Below are 21,245 nucleotides of genomic sequence, written 5' to 3'. Positions count from 1 at the left end.
CCCGCCGCGGGGCAGGCGCAGCTGGGGCCCGCTGCCCGGACACCCCGTAGGCAGTGCGTCGGCAATGCCCGAGCCCTTCTGCGCGGTGATGGTGGAGACAGAGCTCGCCATCGAGAACCTCGACGGGATCGTAGGAACGCCGGGCCTCAGCATGGTGTTCGTGGGTCCCTTCGATCTGTCACTCGCACTGGGGCTCGACGTCGATGACCTCCTCGCCGACCGGGCGGAGCACGCACCGCTGCCCACGGTGGTGCGCGCCTGCCGGAGGGCAGGAATCATCGCGGGCGCCTACGCAGGCTCACCCGACCGCGCGAAGGCGCTCCAAAGGCAGGGCTTCGAGTGGATCGCCCTGACCACCGACGGCGGCGTCCTCCGAATGGGAAGCGCTGCCGCGCGTGCCGCCCTGCCGGATCCTCATGATTCCTGACGAGCTCGACACGCCGGCGGTGATGGTCGACGTCGATGTACTCGACCGGAACATCGCCCGCATGGCCTCAGCCATGCAGACCCGGGGCGTGAAGCTGCGCCCCCACGCCAAGACCCACAAAACCCTGGAGATCGGTGCCCGGCAGCTGGCTGCGGGTGCGGCCGGCCTGACCGTGGCCACGATCGGTGAAGCCGAGACCTTCGCGGCAGGCGGAGTTACGGATCTCTTCATTGCCTATCCGCTGTGGGTCGACGCACGCAAAGCCCGCCGCCTGCGCCTCCTCAGCGAGACAGCCGCCGTGCGCGTCGGCGTCGATTCAGTGGACGCTGTTGTCGAGATGGGCAGGAATCTCGGCACTGGAGTCCTGGATATCAGCGTGCTCATCGAGGTGGACAGCGGTCACCACCGCAGCGGCACAATGCCCGACAACGCCGTGAACATCGCCCGCGCCGCCGCGGACGCCGGCCTGGCCGTCGCGGGAATCTTCACATTCCCCGGTCACAGCTACGCACCCGGCATGCCGGAACAGGCACTGCAGGACGAGGACGGCGCGCTCGCTGAAGCATCGTCGCGCCTCCTTGCCGACGGTTTCGATGTCCAGGAACTGAGCGGTGGCTCCACACCCACATCACTCCTGGGCGGCGGAAGCATGGCCACCGAGCTGCGCCCGGGCGTGTACGTTCTCGGCGACGCGCAGCAGTACGAGCTGCAACGCTGTGCGTTGAAGGACATCGCGCTGACGATCGCCGCGACGGTCGTGAGCCGGTCGGGCCCAGTCCGCGGCAGGGGCAGACGCGTCGTCGTCGATTCCGGCAGCAAGATCCTGGGGAGCGACCGTGCCGCGTGGGCCACGGGCTACGGCCGGCTCCCTGACGAGCCCGAGGCCCGCATCGTCGCGCTCTCCGAACATCACGCCACCATCGAATGGCCCGACGGCGCCGCCCTGCCAGCCTACGGCTCCCGGCTCCGCGTCATCCCCAACCACGTGTGCCTCACCATGAACCTGGCAGACCGGGTGAGCGTGGTGCGGAACGGTTCGGTGGAGGACGAGTGGGAGGTCGCTGCGCGGGGACGGAACAGCTGAGCCGTCACACAAGGCAGGAGCGCAACGACCCCGAATAGAATGAGGGAATGACCTACCACCCCGCAGAAGACCGTTACGAGACGATGAAGTACCGCCGTGTCGGCAGGAGCGGGCTGCAGCTGCCCGCCGTGTCGCTCGGACTGTGGCACAACTTCGGTGATGACAAGCCCTTCGAGACCCAGCGCGCCATCCTGCGCCGCGCCTTCGACCTCGGCGTCACGCACTTCGACCTCGCCAACAACTACGGACCGCCCTACGGCAGCGCCGAGACGAACTTCGGGCGCCACTTCGCCGACGACTTCCGCCCGTTCCGGGATGAACTCATCATCTCGAGCAAGGCCGGTTACGACATGTGGCCCGGGCCCTACGGCAACTTCGGCTCACGCAAATACCTCCTGGCAAGCCTTGACCAGTCGCTGAACCGCATGGGCCTCGACTATGTGGACATCTTCTACAGCCACCGGCCCGACCCCGAAACACCGCTCGAGGAAACGATGGGCGCACTGGACACCGCCGTCCGCTCGGGGCGGGCACTCTACGCCGGCATCTCGTCCTACCCACCCGAGAGGACCCTCGAGGCCGCGCGCATCCTCCGTGACCTGGGCACGCCGCTGCTGATCCACCAGCCGTCCTACTCGATGCTCAACCGGTGGGTCGAGAACGGCGAGCCGAACCTGCCGCAGGCACTCGAGAAGGTAGGCGCCGGGTCGATCGCGTTCTCGCCGCTGGCCCAGGGACTCCTCACCGACCGTTACCTCGACGGCGTCCCCGCCGATTCCCGCGCCGCCGCGGACAAGTCGCTGTCCGAGAATCACCTGTCCGAGGACAACCTCCGGCGCGTGCGCGGGCTCAACGAGATCGCGGGCGAGCGCGGCCAGACCCTGGCACAGATGGCCATCGCCTGGATCCTGCGGCCACAGGCCAAGGGCGCGCCGATCACCTCGGCGCTCATCGGCGCATCGAGTGTTCCGCAGTTGGAGAACAGTCTCGCGGCGGTCGGGAACCTGGAGTTCACGGCCGAGGAGCTGAAAGCGATCGACGAGTTCGCCGTCGAATCGGAGATCAACCTGTGGGCGCGAGCGCTGAAGGCCTGATGCGCAGCGTCCGGACGGCGGTCCCCGGCGACTGGGCCGCCATCTGGCGCATCATGGAGCCGGTGGTCCGCGCCGGGGAAACCTACTGCTGGGACCCCGGTATGGATCAGAAGGCGGCGCGCAGCGAGTGGCTCCCCGAGGCACCTCTCGACACAACGCTGTGCGTCTACGTGGCAGTCGACGACGGCGTTGTCGTGGGTACTGTGCAACTGCACGCGAACCGTGGCGGCAACGGCAACCACGTCGCCAACGCCTCGTTTCTGGTGGCGGGCGACGCCGGCGGTAAGGGTATCGCGCGGCATCTCGCCGACCACGTGATGACCGAGGCGCGCGGGCAGGGCTACGAATCCATGCAGTTCAACGCGGTCGTCCAGACCAATGAACGTGCGGTGGCGCTGTGGCGCTCGCTGGAATTCGAGGTGATCGGCACCGTTCCAGGTGCGTTCCGGCACCCTGTCCAGGGACCGACCGGCCTCCACATCATGTTCCGGAGGCTGTAGCCGCGGTTAAGGGGTGTGTCAGCCGGTGGTGAAGTTCCCTGTTGTCATGTGGGCGTGGCCCAACCGGATCAGTTCCCCGAGCACTTCGGTGTCCACGTCTGAGAGCGAGTTGATGTAGAGGCAGGCGGCACCTTTCCGGTGCTTGCCGAGTCGGGCGAGGAGGTCCTCCGAGCCGGGCGCGATCGTCAGTCCGTAGAGGGCGAGGGCGCTGCTTCTGGGCGAGAATCCGACGGCGAGTGCGTCGCCCTCCCTGCCGGAAGCGTACTTGTAGTGGTACTGCCCGAAACCGATCATCGACGGTCCCCACATGACAGGGTCGAGCTTGGTGATGGACTTCATCATGTCCAGCACCGCAAGCCCGTCCTGGCGGCGTCGCTCGTTGGGAACACCGTCGAGGAAGGCAACCGGATCAGCGTTGCCCGGTTGGGTCTTGTTCTCTGCCACAGTGTGCCCTCTTTCGCGGGAGGGCCCGCCCCATGACGGGCCCTGTCGCAATTCCAGGTGGTCGCTCCTACCGGTTGGCGGATCGGGGGGCGCCGATGCCGGGATCGATCTGATGAGGTCCGGAGGCTGACGGTCGCACGTCGAAATCGAAGATGGCGGTAGGAATGTACACCGTGGAGCAGGAGTTGGGAATGTCCACGACGCCGGAGAGCCTTCCTTCGATCGGCACCGCTCCCAGAAGCAGGTACGCCTGCTCCGGGCTGTAACCGAACTTGGTCAGGTAGTCGATGGCGTGGAGGCAGGCGCGCTGGTAGGACAGGTGGGAGTCGAGGTAACGCTGTTCACCGTCCAGCGTGACCGAGGTGCCGGAGAACGCGATCCACTCGCTGAACTGGGGGTCCACGTTGCCCGGCAGGAAGATTGCATTCTCGCTCACGCCGTAGGTCTCCATGCCGCCTTTGATGATGTCGACTCTCAGGTCGATGAATCCTCCCATTTCGATAGCTCCGCAGAAGGTGATCTCACCGTCGCCCTGCGAGAAGTGGAGGTCGCCCAGGGAGAGGTTGGCTCCATCGACGAAGACGGGGTAGAAGATCCTCGTTCCCTTGGACAGATTCTTGATGTCCTGGTTGCCGCCATTCTCGCGTGGGGGTGCGGTACGCGCCGCTTCGCCGGCGACCCTGTCGAAGTCAGCACCGGGCAGGCTCCCCAGCACGGCGTGTCCGGCTTCAGGTGGCAGTGCCAGTGGTGGAACCCTGCTGGGATTGGTGGCGATCAGGTCGCCTTCACGCTTGTTCCATCGTGCCAGCAGCGCGGCCGACGGCGCCGTCCCCATCAGGCCGGGATGGATCAGACCGGGGAACGAGATTCCCGGTACGTGGCGGGAGGATGCCATCTGGCCGGTGAAGTCCCAGATCGCCTTGTACGCATCAGGGAACTGGTCGGTCAGGAAGCCGCCGCCGTTGTTCTTCGCGAAGATTCCCGTGTAGCCCCATCCCTGACCGGCCAGAGGGCCCGAATCCTCCTGGGGGATCGGACCGACGTCGAGGATATCCACAACCAGCAGGTCTCCGGGCCTGGCGCCCTCGACGGCGAAGGGCCCACTGAGCTTGTGCACCGTCAGGAGGGGTGCGTTGAGGATATCGTCAGCAGAGTCGTCGTTGACGATTGCACCGTCGAACCACTCCCTGCAGTGGACCCGGAAGGAGTCACCGGCCTTCACCGTGGCGACAGGCGGTATTTCGGGGTGCCACCTGTTGTGGCCGATCTTTTCCTGGTCTTCGAACTTCTTCGTGGAATCCAGTGGGAAAAGTAGCTCAGGCATTTCGTCTCCTCTAAACGTTCACCGTGCACGATGGGATCAGGGCCGCGGCAGTTTCCGGTGCAGCGGATTCCGGGTATAGGGCTGGCTTTTCTTCCGGCCGCTGGATGGCAATCGCGACGTGACCACCTGCGGCTCGGAAGCACTCAGTGCCGTCGCGTCGATCAGCTTGACTGCGGCCGATCCGGCATGGGAGATGTTCGGAGCACTGATTCTCCGCTTCGATGGCGTCCTGCACACAGGGCACGATTCAACGTCGGGGGCCGCTCCCATCGGATGGTGAACTTCAAACGTCGAACACCGGGCACAGCGATATTCGTAGATCGGCATGGAATTCCTTTCTTCCCCGGGAATCGAGCGACCTAGGCAATCGACTCGGCCTTGGTTTCCGCCAGGGATCTGAGGTGCGGGAACCCCTTGCGGGACAGGAAGAAGGCTCCAACCAGGGCGGCGGCCCCAAGAGCGGCAACCACCAGGGCATAGCCGGCATTGGTTTCGTACCTGTCGATGAGCAGGAGGAATGCGGGGATCGTGCCCGTGAGGTGGCTGATGAAGACCGTGAACCAACCGGTCGCGAGGGTCAGCGACACCTTCCCGAGAGCCAGCACAAGGAAGAACAGGAACCAGAGGACAGCCCAGATCAGCCAAATCACCCCGAACACCGGATCTCCGACGAGGGTGAATTGAAGGATGCCGATCACGAGCGCGCACGCCGCCACGAATATCGAGAACCAGCCGAGGCCTTCCCCGCTGATCCCGGTGATCTGAAGTACTCCCACATAGAGGTAGGTGAATCCGAAGAGATAAAGGCCCGCGGCACCGAAAATAATCGGCAGCTCGTTATTGGACTGGATAAGGATGATGGTGGGGAAGACGACCTGCATCGTTCCCACGAAGAAGTTGAGAATTGCCGCGGACTTCCCGGGTATCACCCCGAGGAGCATCAGTCCATTGATGAAAAGCACGGCACCGACGTACAGTAATCCAACACTGGCCATGGTCGCTCCATCGCGAGATCACGGGTGTATCGAATGATGAGAATGCGCCATTCCGATGTCCATCTGGATGGCGACATCGTGCGAATGGGAACGGTTCCGCTGGGGAATCCATACCGAACTCGCTGACAGCCTAGTTTTGCCATCCATGGGTGTCAATACTCCGGCCGGACTCACACAGGGTGCTCACGGAACGCAAAAAGATAGCAGATACTGGCACTCTCCCCATGAGAGTGCTAATTTAATGCTGGGTTGAGCGGAGGACGCTCAACCCCCGATAATCGAACCCAGCACCGCTTCCTTGGAAGCGGACCGAAGGTGTCCAGTGGCTGACCCGGGAGCGCGACAGCGGTTCGTTCCTGCGTCAACTGAACCTGGGTCAGGGAATTGACACGGAGAACATCTCGGCGCACTACGAGAATGGTGTCCTGAGCGTCAACATTCCCGTGATCGAGAAGGCGAAGTCCCGCAAGATCGCCGTGACGACCAGCCGCGATTCCGACGTCGTGGACCAGGGCGTGGACACAGGCGGCACCCAGCAGGCCGTGGAGCAGTAGGACGCCGGGCCTCGAGGCCGTCGAGCAGGACAGCGCTGAACAGCACCGGACCCAACCGATGGTTGGGCCCGGTGCTTTCTGGTGGAGAGAACAGCCGTGGGTTTGTTCCGCAGACCGTGTCCTCGCGTGTCCTGACGCCCCTTCATCTAGGATTTCGCTACAGGACATCGTGACCGGGGGAGAGTCGAATGGGCCGTGTGTCAGCTGCCAATGGAAAAGCGTGGATCAGCAGTACCGGAGGGAATGCCCTCCGCCTGGGCTGGGAACCCGCCGCCCAGGTGGGAGTCGAGGATGCCCGGTCCGTGGTGGAAATGAGTACTGTGTTGGCCGGCGGGAGGCCCTACGTTCTGCTGGTGGACCTCACCATGCTCGTTTCCATCAGTACTGAGGCGCGGGAGGTCTTCAATGCCTGCCATGACGTTCTCGCGGCGGCAATGGTCGGCCACGGCCCGATGGATCGGGTCCTCGCTGCCCCCTCGGGAAACGCGGGTCATCCGACCAGATTCTTCACGTCGGAGTCCGAGGCGCTGAGCTGGCTCGACGGACTGAACTCCGGAGGAACCGATTCATGAGCTACCCGCGGCATGGTTCCGGAAGGTTCTTCGCGGTACGCGAGGACAATGACCTCATCCGCGTCGACTGGGAACCGGGCATCACCATCACCGATGATGACGCGCAGCACCTGATCGACCGGCTGGAGGAAATCTCGCCCCTGGTCTGCGGGCCGATGCTCATCAACCTCAACGGAATGATCTCCCTCAGCCGTGGGTCCCTGAGCGCATTCGCCCTGGACCTGAATATCTCGGCGATGGCGCTGGTGGGGCATTCAGCGGTGGACCGGATGCTCGTCGAATTCTTCGTGGAAGTGCATCGTCCCCCGTATCCCACTGGCTACTTCGACTCCGAAGAGCCGGCCGAGGATTGGTTGCTGGGTAACCGTCACCCCGACCGGAAGGGCTTCGTGGAGCCGTCCGTGTCACCGGGGCCCTCAGCCCCGCCAGAAGCTCCCTAGCCCGGGGAACGCTGTCTCGTAAGCGACGAGGACACGGGCTGCTGCGTGAGCCGAATCGATGAGCGGATGGATGGTGAGGGCCCGCAGGGCGGATTCCCTGTCGCCGCGCAGAGCCGCCTGCACAGTCGACTGCTCCGAGGCCTTGACGGAGGACATCAGGCCGAGCTGGAAAAGGGTCAGGGGTGCTGCGGGCAGCGGAACTGTCCCGCTGCCGGACACCCGCGCCGGAACCTCGACGACGGCATCCTCCGGCAATCCCGCAAAAGTCGTGCCGTTGCGGACATTCAGAATCAGTTCCGCAGGAGTGTCCGTCAGCAGTGCGTGCATCACCGAAAGCGCCACCCGCTCGTAGCCGCCCCCGGCGAGGTCGCTCGTCTCCCGCTGCCCGTCCGGGGGCCGTGCCTCCACAAGGTAGCCCGATTCCCGGGCCAGCCGCGCACCTTCCCATACCTGGAAGGGTCGGTCCGCGGTGAGCAGGCTCGGATACAGTCCGCGCTGCTGGCTCTCAAGAATCTCGCCCCGGGTCTGAGCGGCGGAGGACACCGCCCGCAATGCCTCACGGTGGTGGTAGTAGTAGAAGAGGTACTCATTGGGCACGGCACCGAGCAGGCGGGGCAGCTCAGGGCCGAATACCCGGCCCTCCTCGAAGGACAGCAGCCGGGCGGGATCCCGCAGCAGCGCGGGAAGCCGGTCCTCGCCGTCGTGCATCAGCCCCCGCAGCCACCCCAGATGATTCAGACCCACATAGTCGACGCCGGCAAGGGACCCGGGAGCCAGCGGAACCCCGGCGGCGACGGATGCCCTCGTGACGAGGCCCGACGCGGAATCGCAGATTCCGATCACGCGCCCGCCGAGGACAGTGCGCAGCGCCTCGGTGACCATCCCGGCAGGATTGGTGAAGTTGATGAGCCACGCGGTCGGCGCGTGTTCCTGCAACAGGAGCGCCAGGCGCATCATGTCGGGTATGGAGCGCAGCGCATAGGAGATACCACCCGCGCCGACGGTTTCCTGCCCCAGCAAACCCGCACCCAGCGCAACCCGCTCGTCAAGGATCCTGCCTTCCAGCCCCCCGCTGCGGATTGCGGCGAAAACGACGTCGGCCCCCGCCAGCGCTGTGCGCAGGTCCGGTTCGACGATCACTGCAGGGCGGCGCTCGGCATGAGCGTCGGGCTCGGGCACGAAGCCTCGGGGAAGCGGCATGTCCTCGAGGACCCGGCGGATGGCTTCCGCCCGCGCGGGATCGGCATCGACGAGGACCAGGACATCGATCAGGCCGGCGAAGCTCCCCTGGGACAGTGCCCGGTACACCAGTGGGACGCGGAACCCGCCGCCGCCTACGATCACCAGTCTCATCGGCTTTCAGCTCCCTTTCCAGCAGGCCGGCGGTCGACGGCGCACCTACGAGTATTGTGCCGTACATGGTTCATCAGCACCGCTTCGACCCCCTGGCCGGCCAGCGGTCCGACGGGGAGCCACACTTCGATCTCCTGCTCGCCGGCCAGGTGTTCTTCGACATCATCTTCACCGGGCTCGAGCAGCTGCCGTCGCCCGGCACCGAGGTGTGGACCGACGGCATGGGCTCAGGCCCGGGAGGGATCGCCAACCAGGCCATCGCGGCGAGCAGGCTGGGGCTCCGGACGACGCTCGCTGCCGCGTTCGGCGACGACGGCTACGGGCAGTCCAACTGGAACATCCTTCAGGACCAGGAGCATGTCGACCTCTCACGCTCCCGGGTTTTTGAGGAATGGCACTCACCCGTCACCGTCTCGTTGTCGGTGCACCGCGACCGCTCCATGGTGACCCATGGCCATCCGTCGCCGCTGTCCACCTCCGCGCTGATCGGTGATCCACCGCCGTGCCGGGCCGCCGTCGTCGGGGTCGAGCTGGAAGTCGAGCCGTGGGCGCGTGCCGCGAGCGCGAATGGAACCAGGCTCTTCGGCGATGTGGGCTGGGATGCTGCGGGGGCGTGGGCTCCGGAAACCCTGCGATCGCTGGAGTACTTCCACGCGTTCATGCCCAACGGCGCCGAGGCGATGGCCTACACGCGGACCGAGGATCCCTGGGCTGCGCTGTACGCGCTCGCGGACCGGGTACCCGTGGCGGTGGTGACGGTGGGGCAGCACGGCGCCATGGCTATCGACTCCCTGACGGGGGAGGAGGAGTGGGTGCCGGCACTTCCGGTCGCCGCGTACGACCCCACGGGCGCCGGGGACTGCTTCAGCGCTGCCTTCGTGACGGCCGACCTTCTGGGACTGCCGCTCGCCGACCGGTTGAGCTTCGCCAACCTGTGCGCCTCCCTCTCCGTCCAGCATGTTGGAGGTTCGCTCGCCGCGCCCGGCTGGGGGGACATCGCCGACTGGTGGCACCGCATGAGTGCCGAGCGCGACGGCGTCCGCAAGCAGTGGCTGCGGCGGTACGCCTTCCTTGAGGACCTAGTGTCGGACGTACCGCTGGAGGCCGTGCGGCGTGCGTCGGCGACGATCGCCCGGCATTCGGACGCGTAGGCGGCACCACGGATATTTCACGCATGCCGGACATGGCACCCTGATCAAGGCCCTCGCGGCCGGCGTACCCTGCCTCTGCATGCCCGAGGGCCGGGATCAACGGGACAACGCGCGGCGGGCCAGGCTTCGCGGAAGCTCGCTGGTCCTCAAACGCACAGCTTCTCCGGCCAGAATCGCCGACAGGGTGCGCACACTGCTCGATGACCCGTCATACCGGGAGAACGCCGGACACCTCTGCGGTCTCATCCGTGCCGACGCCGACCGCTCCATCCTCCTTGAGGAACTGGAGAACCTGCATCCGGCGGTGCAGCAATAGGCCGCTCGAACGATTCGGGGTGCCCCCTGCCCTGGAGGCGCGCAGAGGATAGGGGGCGCCAATTCACGCTCCCGAATCGCCCGGACCTGCGAGACGCCGGATCCCTGGTTCCGGCGGTTTCGTCGGCGTAGAGTCCGCTCATGACAAAGGATCCTCTTGAGACGAACCCGGGAAATTACCGGCTGGCATTCGAGAACGATCGGGTGCGGGTGCTCGAGTACACGGACACCCCCGGGCACGTGACCACCGAACACAGCCACCCCGACAGTGTGATGATTACGGCCAGCACCTTCCGCCGGCGCCTCTCTTCGACCGGAAAGGACGCCGAGGTGGAGCTGCCGTCCGGAGCGGCACGGTGGGTGCCGGCCCAGGAGCATTCCGGAGAGAACATCGGAGAAACAGACACCCACGCGTTCTTTGTGGAACTCAAGGAACCGGCGCCGGTTCCGCCCGGCCACCGGGAGAACCGTCTGGGACCCGCTGAGTCCTAGCGGACGGTCGCCGAAGAACTTCCGGGCAGCAATGGCAGAATGGGCCAGTGAGTTCTTCAAGCCCGGGACCGGCCGACCGCCGTGCGGAAATCGACCTCGACGCCGTGCGGTCGAACGTCCGCCACATCGCCCGGATAGCGAGCCCCGCAAAGGTGATGGCCGTCGTGAAGGCCGATGCATACGGACACGGCGCCGTGCCGGTGGCTCGGGCCGCCCTCGAAGCGGGAGCCGCATGGCTGGGGGTTGCGCACATCTCGGAAGCCGTGGCGCTTCGGGACGCCGAAATCGACGCACCGCTGCTGGCCTGGCTCCACACCCCCGCGTCCGACTTCGCCGCCGGCATCGAGAACTCGGTGGATCTCGGGGTGTCCGGCTGGGAACTGGAGCACGTGGTCGCAGCCGCGCGGGCCCTCGAGCGCCCTGCGCGGATCCACCTGAAGATCGATACCGGTCTTGGACGGAACGGCTGCCCGCCCGAACAGTGGGAAGCGCTGCTCCGCAAAGCCGTCGAGTACCAGGAGGCGGGCCTCCTCAGGGTGGTGGGAATCTTCTCGCACCTCGCCGTTGCAGATGAACCCGAGCGACCCGAAACCGATGACCAGGTGCAGCGCTTCCGGGACGCGGTGGCCGTCGCGGCGGAATTGGGCGTGGAGGTGGAGGTCCGCCACCTGGCAAACACTCCTGCAACGCTGTCCCGGCCGGACTGCCACTTCGATCTGGTGAGGGTGGGCCTCGGCATCTACGGGCTGTCTCCGTTCACGGACCAGACCTCCGACGCCCTCGGCCTGCGCCCGGCCATGACCCTGACGGCGTCGGTGGCCGGCTGCAAGGAGGTTCCTGCCGGCCAGGGGGTGTCCTACGGGTTCGCGTATCGGACGGCGGAGCGGACCACGCTCGGCCTGATCCCGGTGGGTTACGGCGACGGCGTTCCGCGGATCGCCACCGGGGCGCCGGTGATGGTGGACGACCGTTGTTACCCGGTGGTGGGACGGATCGCGATGGACCAGCTGGTCATCGACTTCGGTGTCGCCGGTCTGGCCGACACGGACCAGAGTCCGCTGGGACACCGCGCGGTTCTCTTCGGCGGAAACGGGGCGCCGTCCGCCGAGGCCTGGGCGGCGGCCTCACACTCGATCAACTACGAGGTGGTGACGAGGATCAGCAGCCGGGTGCCCCGGATCTATCTCCACGAAGCAGCAGACGATGACTAGCCCGGTATGGAAATGGGGGCGCCAGGTTCGTTCAGCGGAGGAGCTGAAGGAGCTGGCCTCGCGGCTCGCCGCCGTTCTCCAGGCGGGGGATCTACTCGTGTTGTCGGGGGAGCTCGGCGCCGGCAAGACCACCTTTACGCAGGGCCTCGGCCGGGGCCTCGGTGTCCGGGAGGGCATCATTTCCCCCACGTTCGTCCTCGTGCGCCAACACCCGAACCTCGGTGACGGTCCGGGTCTGGTACATGTGGATGCCTACCGGCTGGATTCCGCGGCCGACATCGACGACCTCGATCTCGAAGCGACCCTGGACACCAGCGTCACCGTCATCGAGTGGGGTGCAGGCCGCGTTGAGCACCTCAGCACAAGCCGGCTGGAGGTCCATTTTGTCCGACCGTTGGGCGGCGAAGCCGCGCCGCAGGCCGGTGGCTCCGCGCCGGAAGCACACGGCTCCGCTCCGGACCCGCCCATGGTTTTCGACGACGATGCCGACGAGCTCCGGCAGGTTCGGGTCACCGCGTATGGACCCCGCTGGTCGGCCGGGCCGCCGGCGTCGTTGCTGCTCGATTAGGCTGTACTGGTGCTCATCCTTGCCCTCGACACCTCCGCTGCGGCCAGTGCCGCCCTTCTGGACGACGGCGTGGTCGCGCAGCGCTTTTCGAGCACCGACACCCGGGCGCACGCCGAGGTGCTGGCTCCCGCGGTGCAGTCACTCCTTGCCGCGGCAGGGCTGGCGGGCCGGGATCTCGACGCCGTCGTGGCCGGGGTGGGCCCGGGACCCTTTACCGGGCTCCGGGCCGGCCTGGTGGCTGCGCGCACCCTTGCGTTCGTGTGGGATGTGCCGCTGCACGGCGTGATGAGCCTCGATGCGATTGCCTATGATGCCCGGGCTGACGGCCCCGAGGGCTCCGAGTTCGTGGTGGCCACCGACGCCCGGCGCTCCGAGGTGTACTGGGCCCGGTATGCGCGGAGAGGCAATGATCTTCCCTCCCTGCTGGACGGCCCGCACGTGGGGACCGCGGCCAACGTGCCGGACCTGCCGGTGTACGGGCGCGGAGCCGGACTCTATCCCGAGATGCTGGCGGCGGCGCGGGGGTTCGAGGCCGCCAACCCCGACGCCGCGTCCATTGGTCTCGTCGCACGGCAGGCCCTCGTGCAGGGTCTGCCCCTCCGTGACACCACGCCGCTGTACCTGCGGGAATCCGACGCGAAAGTTCCCGGACCGCGGAAGCGGGCAACACTGTGAGCTTCACCCTGCGCGACCTCGCGTTCGAGGACATTCAAACCGTCGGGCGGCTTGAGAACGAGCTTTTCCCCGTCGACGCCTGGCCGCTCCAGATGTTCTATGACGAGTTCTTCCAGCCCGACACCCGCCGCTACATCGTGGCCGAGATGGACGGCACGATGGTCGCCTACGCAGGCCTCATGTGCATCGACACCACCGCGGACATCCAGACCATCGGCGTGCTGCCGGCGTTCGAGGGTCGGGGGATCGGCCGCGCAATGCTCACTGAACTCCTTGCCGAGGCAACCCGGCGCGGCGCGGACACCGTGATGCTGGAGGTGCGCGCCGACAACCCCCGCGCACAGCGCCTCTACACCCGTTACGGCTTCGAACGCATCCACACGCGGCGGAGGTACTACCGCGACGGCGTTGACGCCTGGGTCATGCGCCTTGCGCTTGCGCCGGCACCCGACAGCGCAACCGCCCCTGCGGGTCCGTCTGATCCCGAACGCACTTCCGCGGGTCCGTCTGACCCCGAGTGCACTCCTGCGGGCCGGCCCGACCCCGACCGCACTCCCGCAGGCCCGCCCGCCGTCGACCAGCGCCCTTCCGGGGCCGCAAAGGACAGCCGATGAACCGCACCGACCCCCTGGTGCTCGGCATCGAATCCTCCTGCGACGAGACTGGTGTCGGGCTGGTGGCCGGCACCCGGCTGCTCGCCAACACGGTGTCCTCCTCCATGCAGGAGCACGTCCGTTTCGGCGGTGTGATTCCTGAGATCGCGTCCCGGGCGCACCTCGACGCCTTCGTGCCGACGCTCCGCCAGGCCCTCGACGACGCCGGCGTCACCCTCGAGGACATCGACGCCATCGCCGTGACCGCCGGACCGGGGCTCTCGGGCGCCCTCATGGTAGGCGTCTCCGCGGCGAAGGCGCTCGCCGTGGCCACCGGGAAGCCGCTGTTCGCCATCAACCACCTCGTGGCGCACGTGGGCGTCGGGATGCTGGGAGACACGTTTCCGCACGGGTTGCCTCCTCGCCTCGGCGCGCTCCTGGTCTCCGGGGGGCACACCGAGATCCTGCGGGTCGGCAGCATCGCCACCGACGTCGAGCTGCTGGGTTCAACCATCGACGACGCCGCGGGCGAGGCCTACGACAAGACCGCCCGCATCCTGGGCCTCGGCTACCCGGGCGGCCCCGCGATCGACAGGCTGGCGAAGGAGGGAAACCCCACGGCCATCCGCTATCCCCGCGGGCTCACCCAGCCCAAGTACATGGGCTCCGCGGAGCAGCCCGGTCCGCACCGCTACGACTGGTCGTTCAGCGGACTGAAGACCGCGGTGGCGCGCAGCATCGAACACTTCGAAGCCGCCGGACAGCCGGCCCCAGTGGCCGACATCGCAGCGTCGTTCCAGGAGGCAGTCGTGGACGTCATCACCGCCAAGGCCGTACTGGCCTGCACCGAGAACGGCATCACGCATCTGCTGCTGGGCGGGGGAGTCGCAGCGAACGCACGCCTGCGCGAGCTCGCGGCCGAACGCTGCGCGGCGGCGGGCATCGACCTCACCGTGCCCTCGCCGTCGCTGTGTACCGACAACGGCGCCATGGTCGCGGCCCTCGGCGCGCAGATCATCCGGGCCGGCGGCGCTCCGAGCGGCATCGGATTCGCCACCGATTCCTCACTGCCGGTCACGAGGATCGTCCTCGGCACCGCCGATTGACGACGCCCTCCGTCTGGAGCAGCCGCCGCCGATCGACGACGCCCTCCGCGTGAAGGGACCGCCGTTCGAACGCCGCTGGAACCGGCTACAGCCCCAAAGTCTCCAGCACCGGCAGCTCAGCCCTCACCCGGGCCCGAGCTTCCCCTGCGGTGGGCGAGGCGACGGCAATCGCCGCGAGCTTCCGGGCGTCCTCGAGGCTGACGCTGCCCAGCACCGCACCGACCCCCGCGAGTGCGCGGGATGTCATCGAGAGCGTCGATACGCCGAGGCCCACCAGTACGACGGCGAGGGCCGGGTCCGCGGCAGCCTCACCGCATACCCCGACGGGCTTGTTGGAGCCTTCCGCCGCAGAGCCTTCCACGGTCAGCTGGACGAGCCGCAGCAGGGCCGGCTGCCAGGAGTTGTTGAGCGCTGCGAGGGATCCCAGCTGGCGGTCGGCCGCCATCGTGTACTGGGTGAGGTCGTTGGTGCCGAGGCTCGCGAATTCCACCTCGGCCAGGATCGCCTCTGCGGTCAGCGCCGCCGAGGGCACCTCGACCATCACTCCCGGCGTCCGCAGCCCGGCGGCGGCGCACATTGCGGCGAAGGCGGCTGCCTCCTCGGCGGTCGCGATCATCGGCGCCATCACCCACACGTCCGCCGAGGACTGCCCCGCGGCGTCGGCAATGGCGGTGAGCTGCCGCTCGAGAACCCCGGGGGAGGTGAGATCGGTGCGGTAGCCCCGCACTCCGAGCGCGGGATTGGGCTCGGTGGAGTCGGTCAGGAACGGGAGCGGCTTGTCGGCACCGGCGTCGAGGGTGCGCACCACCACCTTCTTGCCCGGGAAGGCGTCGAAGACCCCCTTGTAGGCGGCGATCTGCTCCTCCCCGGTCGGCTCGGTGTCACGCTCGAGGAAGCAGAACTCGGTGCGGAGGAGGCCTACGCCCTGGGCCCCGGCGTCGGCTGCGGCTCGGGCATCCTTCGCTCCGCCGACGTTCGCGAGGAGCGGCACCTCGTGCCCGTCGGCCGTCACTCCCGTGCCGTCGAAGACCGCCAGGGCCGATGTGGCAGCGGCATAGGCCTCCGCGGCCGCCGCTTCGTCTTCGCCCGGATCCAGCGTGATCAATCCCGCGGCGCCGTCCACAAAGACAGTGCTGCCGCTCTCGAGCTCTCCGACGCCGTTTGCTGCCACCACAGCGGGAAGGCCGAGGGACCGCGCGATGATCGCGGTATGGGATTGGGGTCCGCCGCCGGAGGTGACGAGAGCCAGCACCAGGTCGGGGTCGAGGGTCGCTGTGTCGGCGGGCGCGAGGTCCTCCGCCACGAGGATGAAGGGGGTGTCCGACGCCGGAATGCCCGGGGCCGGCAGTCCGCGCAGTTCGGCCACGATGCGTGCGCGGACATCGAGGACATCGGCCATCCGCTCGGCCATGTAGCCGCCGAGGTTGTGCAGCATCTCGGCCACGGACGCGCCGGCGTCCCACACGGCCCGCTCGGGGGAGGATCCACCCCGGATGAGCTTGCCGGCGGCTTTGAGGAGCATCGGGTCAGCAGCCATGAGCGCAGTGGCCTGCAGGACTGCCTTGCCGTCTCCCTTGGCCACGGCGGCACGGGCCTTCAGTTCCTCCTGCACCGACTTCGACGCCGTGCGGAGCACTTCGATGGCCTCCTCCGCCCCCTCAGGGTTTGCGAGGCGCTCACCTGCCGGTGGTTCGCTGATCGACGCCGGCATGTGCCGAACGGTTCCTATCACGCGGCCGGGACATACACCCACCCCTGAGAAATTCTGCATTGAACGTCCTCGTTTCCTCATCTGGTGCTTGTCGTCTCCACCATTCTGCAGGGTGAAGCGGATTGCGCAGGGTCCGGCTGAGAAAGTTTTGTGATGAACTTCATATATCGCCGTTATAGATGCTACGGTAGCAGGCATGAAATCCGCTGGCGACACGGCGCCGAAGACGAGGCTCCTGAGGGCTGCTGCCTCGCTGCTCGCGGAGTCCAACGGGGCGCCGGTGTCCACCCGGCAGGTGACCCAGCTCGCCCGCGTCACCGCCCCCACCCTTTACCACCACTTCGGCGACAAGGAGGGCCTTTTCGACGCGGTCGTCGCCGAGGGCTTCAGCGAGTACCTCGAGGGCGAGCGGAACCTTGCGTCGTCGGGCCAGCCCGTGGAGGACCTCCGCAGGCACTGGGACAACCACGTGCAGTTCGGTCTCGACCACCCGCACCTCTACCTCGTGATGTTCGGGAATATCCGCCCGGAGCGCCGCCCCTCCATGGTCGCCAGTGCCGAGGCGTTCCTCGAGGAGGTGCTCGACAAGGCGGCGGCTGCCTCACGGCTGCTGGTGTCCCCGCATGAAGCAGCGCGCAGCATGCTCGCCGCGAACATCGGTGTCACGCTCATGCTGATCGCCGAGCCGGCAGCCAAGCGGAACCTCGACCTCTCGGCGATGACGCGGGAGGCCGTCATCTCCGCCGTCGCCACCGATTCGGCCACCGATCCGGTGACCGATACCGAGGGCAGTCCCTCGGTGGTGGTGGCGGCGATCGCGCTCAACGCCGCCCTGCAGTCCTCCCATCCCGATCAACTCTCCAGCTCCGAACTCAAGCTGTTCCTCGAATGGCTGCAGCGCATCTCGTCAAGGACCGGCACCTGATCCACCAGTTTCACTTAAACATCCATGCCACCCTGCAATGCTGCAGGGGTATCGGTTAGGAAAGCATGTGGCAACACAAACAGCAGTGACGCCCCGCCCCAGTGCGCGCGTCCGCGTTCAGAAGTTCGGCTCATTCCTCTCGGCGATGATCATGCCGAACATCGGCGCGTTCATCGCCTGGGGGTTGATCACGGCCCTGTTCATCCCGGCCGGTTATTTCCCCAACGAAACCATCGGCGCGCTTGTCGGGCCCATCATCATGTTCCTGCTTCCGCTGCTGATCGGCTACACCGGCGGGAAGATGGTCTACGACGTCCGCGGCGGCGTTGTCGGAGCAACGGCAACCATGGGCGTGATCGTGGGCACGGACATTCCGATGTTCATCGGTGCCATGCTCATGGGTCCGCTCACTGCCTACCTCATGAAGAAGATCGACGGCCTCTGGGACGGCAAGATCCGTCCCGGCTTCGAAATGCTCGTGAACAATTTCTCTGCCGGTATCTTCAGCGGCATCATGGCGATCTTCGCTCTTCTTGCGGTGGGCCCTCTGGTCACCCTGTTCAGTGAGGCAGCCGGGCGCGGGGTGGATTTCCTCGTGAGCACCGGTCTGCTGCCCTTCACCAGCCTCCTGATCGAGCCCGCCAAGATTCTGTTCCTGAACAACGCCATCAACTACGGCGTCCTGACACCGCTTGCCACCGAGCAGGCCACCGAGACGGGAAAGTCCCTTCTCTTCCTCCTGGAGGCGAACCCCGGTCCCGGTCTCGGGCTCCTCCTCGCCTACGCAATATTCGGGCGCGGTGTAGCGAAAGCTTCCGCCCCGGGTGCCATCATCATCCAGTTCCTCGGCGGCATCCACGAGATCTACTTCCCCTACGTGCTCATGAAGCCACTGATGGTCCTCGCCGTGATCGGCGGCGGCATGGCCGGCATCTTCACCCTGGTCCTCACCGGAGCGGGCCTGCGCTCGCCGGCGGCTCCCGGCAGCATCATCGCCGTGTACGCCGCTACCGCATCCGACAGCTTCGTCGGCATCACCTTGTCGGTGCTGATGGCTGCCGTGGTGTCATTCCTCATCGGATCGGTGATCCTGAAGACCACGAAGAACCCCGACGACGGCGACTCCCTGACAGCCGCAACCACCAAGATGGAAGGCCTCAAGGGCCGCAAGAGCTCGGTGGCAGGCGGACTGGCCGGATCGGCCTCCTCCTCGCACGACGGCCCGATCCGCAACATCGTCTTCGCCTGCGACGCCGGAATGGGGTCGTCCGCAATGGGGGCCTCGGTGCTCCGGAACAAGATCAAGGCCGCGGGCTTTCCGGAGGTGAAGGTCACCAACCTTGCCATCGCGAACCTCAAGGACGAGTACGACGTCGTCATCACGCACCAGGATCTCGCAGCCCGGGCCGAACCACTGACGGCCAGCGCAACGCACGTCGCCGTCGACAACTTCATGGGCAGCCCGCGCTACGACGAGGTGGTTGAACTCGTCCGGGCCAGCGCTGCGGCTGAACACGGCACCGACCCCAAGAATCCGCAGCCCGTTGCTGTTGCCGCCGACGCCGATGTAGCGGCTGACGGCACGGAACCGGAGGTCCTCGCCGCGCGCAGTGTGATCCTCAGCGGAAAAGCGACCACCCGGGAGGAGGCCATCAACGAGGCCGGACAGCTCCTCGTGGACCGCGACGCCGTCGACGTCAGCTACATCGACGCAATGCACGAGCGCGAGCGGTCCGTCGCCACGTACATGGGTAATTTCCTGGCGATTCCGCATGGCACCAATGACGCGAAGGACCTCATCAAGCGTTCGGCGGTGTCGATCATCCGCTACCCCGAGGGTATCGACTGGAACGGCAAGCAGGTTCGGTTCGTGGTCGGCGTGGCGGGCCTCAACAACGAGCATCTGTCCATCCTCTCGGCGATTGCGCGCGTCTTCTCCGACAAGGAACAGGTGTCACGGCTGGAGAACGCGACCACCGTCGATGAAGTGCTGGCGCTCTTCGGGAAGGTGAACGCCTAGTGAAGGCCGTCCACTTCGGTGCAGGAAACATTGGCCGCGGCTTCGTGGGGCTGCTCCTTCACGAAGCCGGCTATGAGGTGGTCTTTGCCGACGTTGCCGACGCCCTGATCGACCAGCTTGCTTCGACGCCGAGCTATGACGTGCACGAGGTCGGGGAGGTGCCCACAGTTCGAACTGTGGACAACTACCGCGCACTGAACTCACGAAGCCAGGAAGCGTCGGTGGTCGGCGAGATCGCTTCGGCTGACATGGTGACCACCGCGGTGGGGCCCCAGGTGCTGAAGTTCCTGGCTCCCGTGATTGCCGCGGGAATCGCCGGGCGGTCCGACACCCAGGCCCCGCTGCAGGTGATGGCCTGCGAGAATGCCATCAACGCGACGGATCTTCTGCGGAACGAGGTTGTCGCCGTGTATTCCGGCGCCGACGGGGAACTTGCGCAGCGCGCGATCTTCGCGAACACCGCGGTGGACCGCATCGTGCCGAACCAGGCGCCCGGCCAGGGCCTCGACGTCACCGTGGAGACCTTCTTCGAGTGGGTCATCGACCGGACGCCGTTTGCCGGTGCGGAGCCGGACATTCCCGGCGCCACCTATGTTGACGACCTGACGCCCTACATCGAGCGCAAGCTCTTCACCGTGAACACGGGCCATGCCTCCTGCGCCTACTTCGGGTACGCGGCTGGGTGGGAGAAGATTTCCGAGGCGATGGCGGACCGGGAGGTGGCACAGAAGGTCCGTGCCGTTCTTGACGAGACGAAGCAGCTGCTGGTGGCCAAACACGGGTTCGACGAGGACGAGCAGGAAGCCTACGTGCAGAAAATTCTGCACCGGTTCTCGAACCCTCACCTGCCGGATACCGTGCTCAGGGTCGGCAGGTCACCGCTTCGCAAGCTCGGACGCCGCGAACGGTTCGTGGGGCCGGCCGCTGAGCTCATCGAGCGCGGAATTGTGCCGACGGGTCTGCTGTCTGCCATGCGGGCAGCGCTCACGTTCCGGGATCCTGCTGATCCGGAGGCCGACGCGCTTCCCGGGGTTCTCCGGAGCGCAAACGCCGAGGAGGCAACGGCGTCGATCAGTGGCCTCGAGCCCGGGCATCCGCTGTATCAGCACGTCCTCGAGCTGGTGCAGTCCGCGCAGGCGGGTTCCGGCCCGCCGTCGGCGTAGGCGTAGGTCCGGGCAGGGCGCAGGGCGCAGGGCGCAGGGCCGGCGGTACCGCGCCGGTGCCGCGCCGGCGTAGGTCCGGGCCATCATGGCTCTGGCCAGTGCGCTGGACCGCGGCGTACGCTCGATGAATGACGAGCGCTACGAACAGCAATCCAGCCGGCGAGGACAGCTCTCCCGACAGCTCCGACGTCCAGGCGATCCAGCAGGATGACTCCCTGACGCAGGCGGACCAGATGGACTACCTGGCCAATCAGGCCGTGCCGGATGATACGCCGACCATCGAAACGGTCGCAGGGCATCTCAACCTCGAGGACTCGCCCTCGGACCACCCGTCCGGCGATCAGCTGCGCGGGCGCTAGGCTCCGGTCCTGTAGGCCGGGGCGTTCAGGGCCGGAGCTGCTGCACCATGTCGAGGACGACGACGCGCAGGTCGCCGTCGTTCTCCTTCGCCACCCGCCGCTGGCGCTGGTACCCGGCGCCGCGCGTGAGGATGATCTCGACGTCCGCGAGCTCCGAGCTGCAGCCCAG

At 66.8% G+C, this 21,245-nt stretch carries 23 protein-coding genes and 3 pseudogenes; 19 read left to right on the top strand and 7 right to left on the bottom strand.

Translation table 11 applies throughout. From position 1 onward, the window contains the following. The 4 genes from Y704_RS0114725 to Y704_RS0114710 all read left to right on the top strand — a co-directional run. A partial coding sequence (locus tag Y704_RS0114725; protein ID WP_035772901.1) for an aldolase/citrate lyase family protein occupies positions 1-427 on the top strand: 427 nt, incomplete at its 5' end. Next, a complete protein-coding gene (locus tag Y704_RS0114720; RefSeq protein WP_026550682.1) occupies positions 411-1,511 on the top strand; it encodes an alanine racemase in 1,101 nt (366 codons plus the stop codon). The genes Y704_RS0114725 and Y704_RS0114720, both read left to right, overlap by 17 nt. A 47-nt stretch (positions 1,512-1,558) precedes the next feature. Then, positions 1,559-2,605, top strand: a complete 1,047-nt coding sequence (gene mgrA, locus Y704_RS0114715; RefSeq protein WP_026550681.1) for an L-glyceraldehyde 3-phosphate reductase — start codon at positions 1,559-1,561, stop codon at positions 2,603-2,605. Continuing rightward, positions 2,605-3,105 carry a GNAT family N-acetyltransferase gene (locus tag Y704_RS0114710; RefSeq protein ID WP_173401143.1) on the top strand — a complete coding sequence of 167 codons (501 nt, stop codon included), beginning with the start codon at positions 2,605-2,607 and terminating at the stop codon, positions 3,103-3,105. Before mgrA ends, Y704_RS0114710 begins: the two co-directional genes overlap by 1 nt. Positions 3,106-3,123: 18 nt before the next feature. On the opposite strand, the gene Y704_RS0114705 is transcribed toward Y704_RS0114710, so the two are convergent. From Y704_RS0114705 to Y704_RS0114690, 4 genes are all read right to left on the bottom strand, one after another. Then, the gene (locus tag Y704_RS0114705) at positions 3,124-3,549 is read right to left on the bottom strand and encodes a DUF1801 domain-containing protein (RefSeq protein ID WP_026550679.1); all 426 of its coding nucleotides are present in this window, start codon (positions 3,547-3,549) and stop codon (positions 3,124-3,126) included. A 67-nt stretch (positions 3,550-3,616) separates the two neighbouring features. Further along, on the bottom strand, positions 3,617-4,873 hold the full coding sequence (gene fmdA / locus Y704_RS0114700) for a formamidase (protein ID WP_026550678.1): 1,257 nt from the start codon (positions 4,871-4,873) through the stop codon (positions 3,617-3,619). 36 nt (positions 4,874-4,909) lie between these two features. After that, positions 4,910-5,200: an FmdB family zinc ribbon protein gene (locus tag Y704_RS23565; RefSeq protein ID WP_081747682.1), complete on the bottom strand. Its 291-nt coding sequence runs from the start codon at positions 5,198-5,200 to the stop codon at positions 4,910-4,912. A 32-nt stretch (positions 5,201-5,232) separates the two neighbouring features. Further along, positions 5,233-5,868, bottom strand: a complete 636-nt coding sequence (locus Y704_RS0114690; RefSeq protein WP_026550677.1) for an AmiS/UreI family transporter — start codon at positions 5,866-5,868, stop codon at positions 5,233-5,235. A gap of 311 nt (positions 5,869-6,179) precedes the next feature. Here Y704_RS0114690 and Y704_RS23560 point away from each other — a divergent pair. The 3 genes and pseudogenes from Y704_RS23560 to Y704_RS0114675 form a co-directional block, all read left to right on the top strand. After that, positions 6,180-6,422: pseudogene (locus Y704_RS23560) on the top strand (Hsp20/alpha crystallin family protein); the annotation flags it as partial. Between the two features lie 197 nt (positions 6,423-6,619). Then, a complete protein-coding gene (locus Y704_RS21630) occupies positions 6,620-6,994 on the top strand; it encodes a DUF7793 family protein (RefSeq protein WP_162149418.1) in 375 nt (124 codons plus the stop codon). Beyond that, the gene (locus tag Y704_RS0114675; protein WP_026550675.1) at positions 6,991-7,434 is read left to right on the top strand and encodes a DUF7793 family protein; all 444 of its coding nucleotides are present in this window, start codon (positions 6,991-6,993) and stop codon (positions 7,432-7,434) included. Before Y704_RS21630 ends, Y704_RS0114675 begins: the two co-directional genes overlap by 4 nt. On the opposite strand, the gene Y704_RS0114670 is transcribed toward Y704_RS0114675, so the two are convergent. Further along, entirely contained in the window at positions 7,411-8,787 is a 1,377-nt protein-coding gene (locus Y704_RS0114670) for a family 4 glycosyl hydrolase (protein ID WP_026550674.1), read from the bottom strand. The genes Y704_RS0114675 and Y704_RS0114670 overlap by 24 nt on opposite strands. A 65-nt stretch (positions 8,788-8,852) precedes the next feature. On the opposite strand from Y704_RS0114670, the gene Y704_RS0114665 reads away from it, so the two are divergent. From Y704_RS0114665 to tsaD, 8 genes and pseudogenes are all read left to right on the top strand, one after another. After that, a complete protein-coding gene (locus tag Y704_RS0114665) occupies positions 8,853-9,938 on the top strand; it encodes a PfkB family carbohydrate kinase (protein ID WP_026550673.1) in 1,086 nt (361 codons plus the stop codon). Then, entirely contained in the window at positions 9,901-10,254 is a 354-nt protein-coding gene (locus Y704_RS24115) for a glycosyltransferase (protein WP_155850382.1), read from the top strand. Before Y704_RS0114665 ends, Y704_RS24115 begins: the two co-directional genes overlap by 38 nt. Positions 10,255-10,394: 140 nt before the next feature. Beyond that, complete coding sequence (locus Y704_RS0114655) at positions 10,395-10,745, top strand: cupin domain-containing protein (RefSeq protein ID WP_026550672.1); 351 nt, start codon at positions 10,395-10,397, stop codon at positions 10,743-10,745. Positions 10,746-10,792: 47 nt separating this feature from the next. Further along, positions 10,793-11,956 (top strand): alanine racemase, encoded by a 1,164-nt coding sequence (gene alr / locus Y704_RS0114650; protein ID WP_026550671.1) that lies wholly within the window; start codon positions 10,793-10,795, stop codon positions 11,954-11,956. Further along, the gene (gene tsaE / locus Y704_RS0114645) at positions 11,949-12,524 is read left to right on the top strand and encodes a tRNA (adenosine(37)-N6)-threonylcarbamoyltransferase complex ATPase subunit type 1 TsaE (RefSeq protein WP_026550670.1); all 576 of its coding nucleotides are present in this window, start codon (positions 11,949-11,951) and stop codon (positions 12,522-12,524) included. The genes alr and tsaE overlap by 8 nt, the downstream gene beginning before the upstream one ends. A gap of 9 nt (positions 12,525-12,533) precedes the next feature. Further along, complete coding sequence (gene tsaB / locus Y704_RS0114640; RefSeq protein ID WP_026550669.1) at positions 12,534-13,199, top strand: tRNA (adenosine(37)-N6)-threonylcarbamoyltransferase complex dimerization subunit type 1 TsaB; 666 nt, start codon at positions 12,534-12,536, stop codon at positions 13,197-13,199. After that, positions 13,196-13,636 (top strand): annotated as a pseudogene (gene rimI / locus Y704_RS21625) (ribosomal protein S18-alanine N-acetyltransferase); the annotation flags it as partial. The gene tsaB and the pseudogene rimI, both read left to right, overlap by 4 nt. 173 nt (positions 13,637-13,809) lie before the next feature. Next, positions 13,810-14,898, top strand: coding sequence for a tRNA (adenosine(37)-N6)-threonylcarbamoyltransferase complex transferase subunit TsaD (gene tsaD / locus Y704_RS0114630; protein WP_026550668.1), 1,089 nt, complete (start codon positions 13,810-13,812; stop codon positions 14,896-14,898). An 85-nt stretch (positions 14,899-14,983) separates the two neighbouring features. On the opposite strand, the gene ptsP is transcribed toward tsaD, so the two are convergent. Then, the gene (gene ptsP, locus Y704_RS0114625; RefSeq protein ID WP_026550667.1) at positions 14,984-16,669 is read right to left on the bottom strand and encodes a phosphoenolpyruvate--protein phosphotransferase; all 1,686 of its coding nucleotides are present in this window, start codon (positions 16,667-16,669) and stop codon (positions 14,984-14,986) included. 136 nt (positions 16,670-16,805) lie between these two features. Between ptsP and Y704_RS0114620 the strand changes: the two genes are divergently transcribed. The 4 genes from Y704_RS0114620 (at position 16,806) to Y704_RS0114605 (ending at position 21,076) form a co-directional block, all read left to right on the top strand. Then, positions 16,806-17,534: a TetR/AcrR family transcriptional regulator gene (locus tag Y704_RS0114620; protein ID WP_026550666.1), complete on the top strand. Its 729-nt coding sequence runs from the start codon at positions 16,806-16,808 to the stop codon at positions 17,532-17,534. Positions 17,535-17,601: 67 nt separating this feature from the next. After that, positions 17,602-19,554: a PTS mannitol transporter subunit IICBA gene (locus Y704_RS0114615; protein WP_026550665.1), complete on the top strand. Its 1,953-nt coding sequence runs from the start codon at positions 17,602-17,604 to the stop codon at positions 19,552-19,554. Next, positions 19,554-20,717 carry a mannitol-1-phosphate 5-dehydrogenase gene (locus tag Y704_RS0114610; protein ID WP_026550664.1) on the top strand — a complete coding sequence of 388 codons (1,164 nt, stop codon included), beginning with the start codon at positions 19,554-19,556 and terminating at the stop codon, positions 20,715-20,717. Before Y704_RS0114615 ends, Y704_RS0114610 begins: the two co-directional genes overlap by 1 nt. A gap of 128 nt (positions 20,718-20,845) precedes the next feature. After that, complete coding sequence (locus tag Y704_RS0114605; protein WP_026550663.1) at positions 20,846-21,076, top strand: hypothetical protein; 231 nt, start codon at positions 20,846-20,848, stop codon at positions 21,074-21,076. 25 nt (positions 21,077-21,101) lie between these two features. Here Y704_RS0114605 and Y704_RS25360 read toward each other — a convergent pair. Further along, positions 21,102-21,245 (bottom strand): annotated as a pseudogene (locus tag Y704_RS25360) (carboxylate--amine ligase); the annotation flags it as partial.

The organism is Arthrobacter sp. Br18 (genome assembly GCF_000520555.1).
Classification (GTDB): domain Bacteria; phylum Actinomycetota; class Actinomycetes; order Actinomycetales; family Micrococcaceae; genus Arthrobacter_D.
The sequence above is the reverse complement of the archived record's forward strand: the minus strand, read 5'-3'. Positions and strand labels throughout refer to the sequence as shown.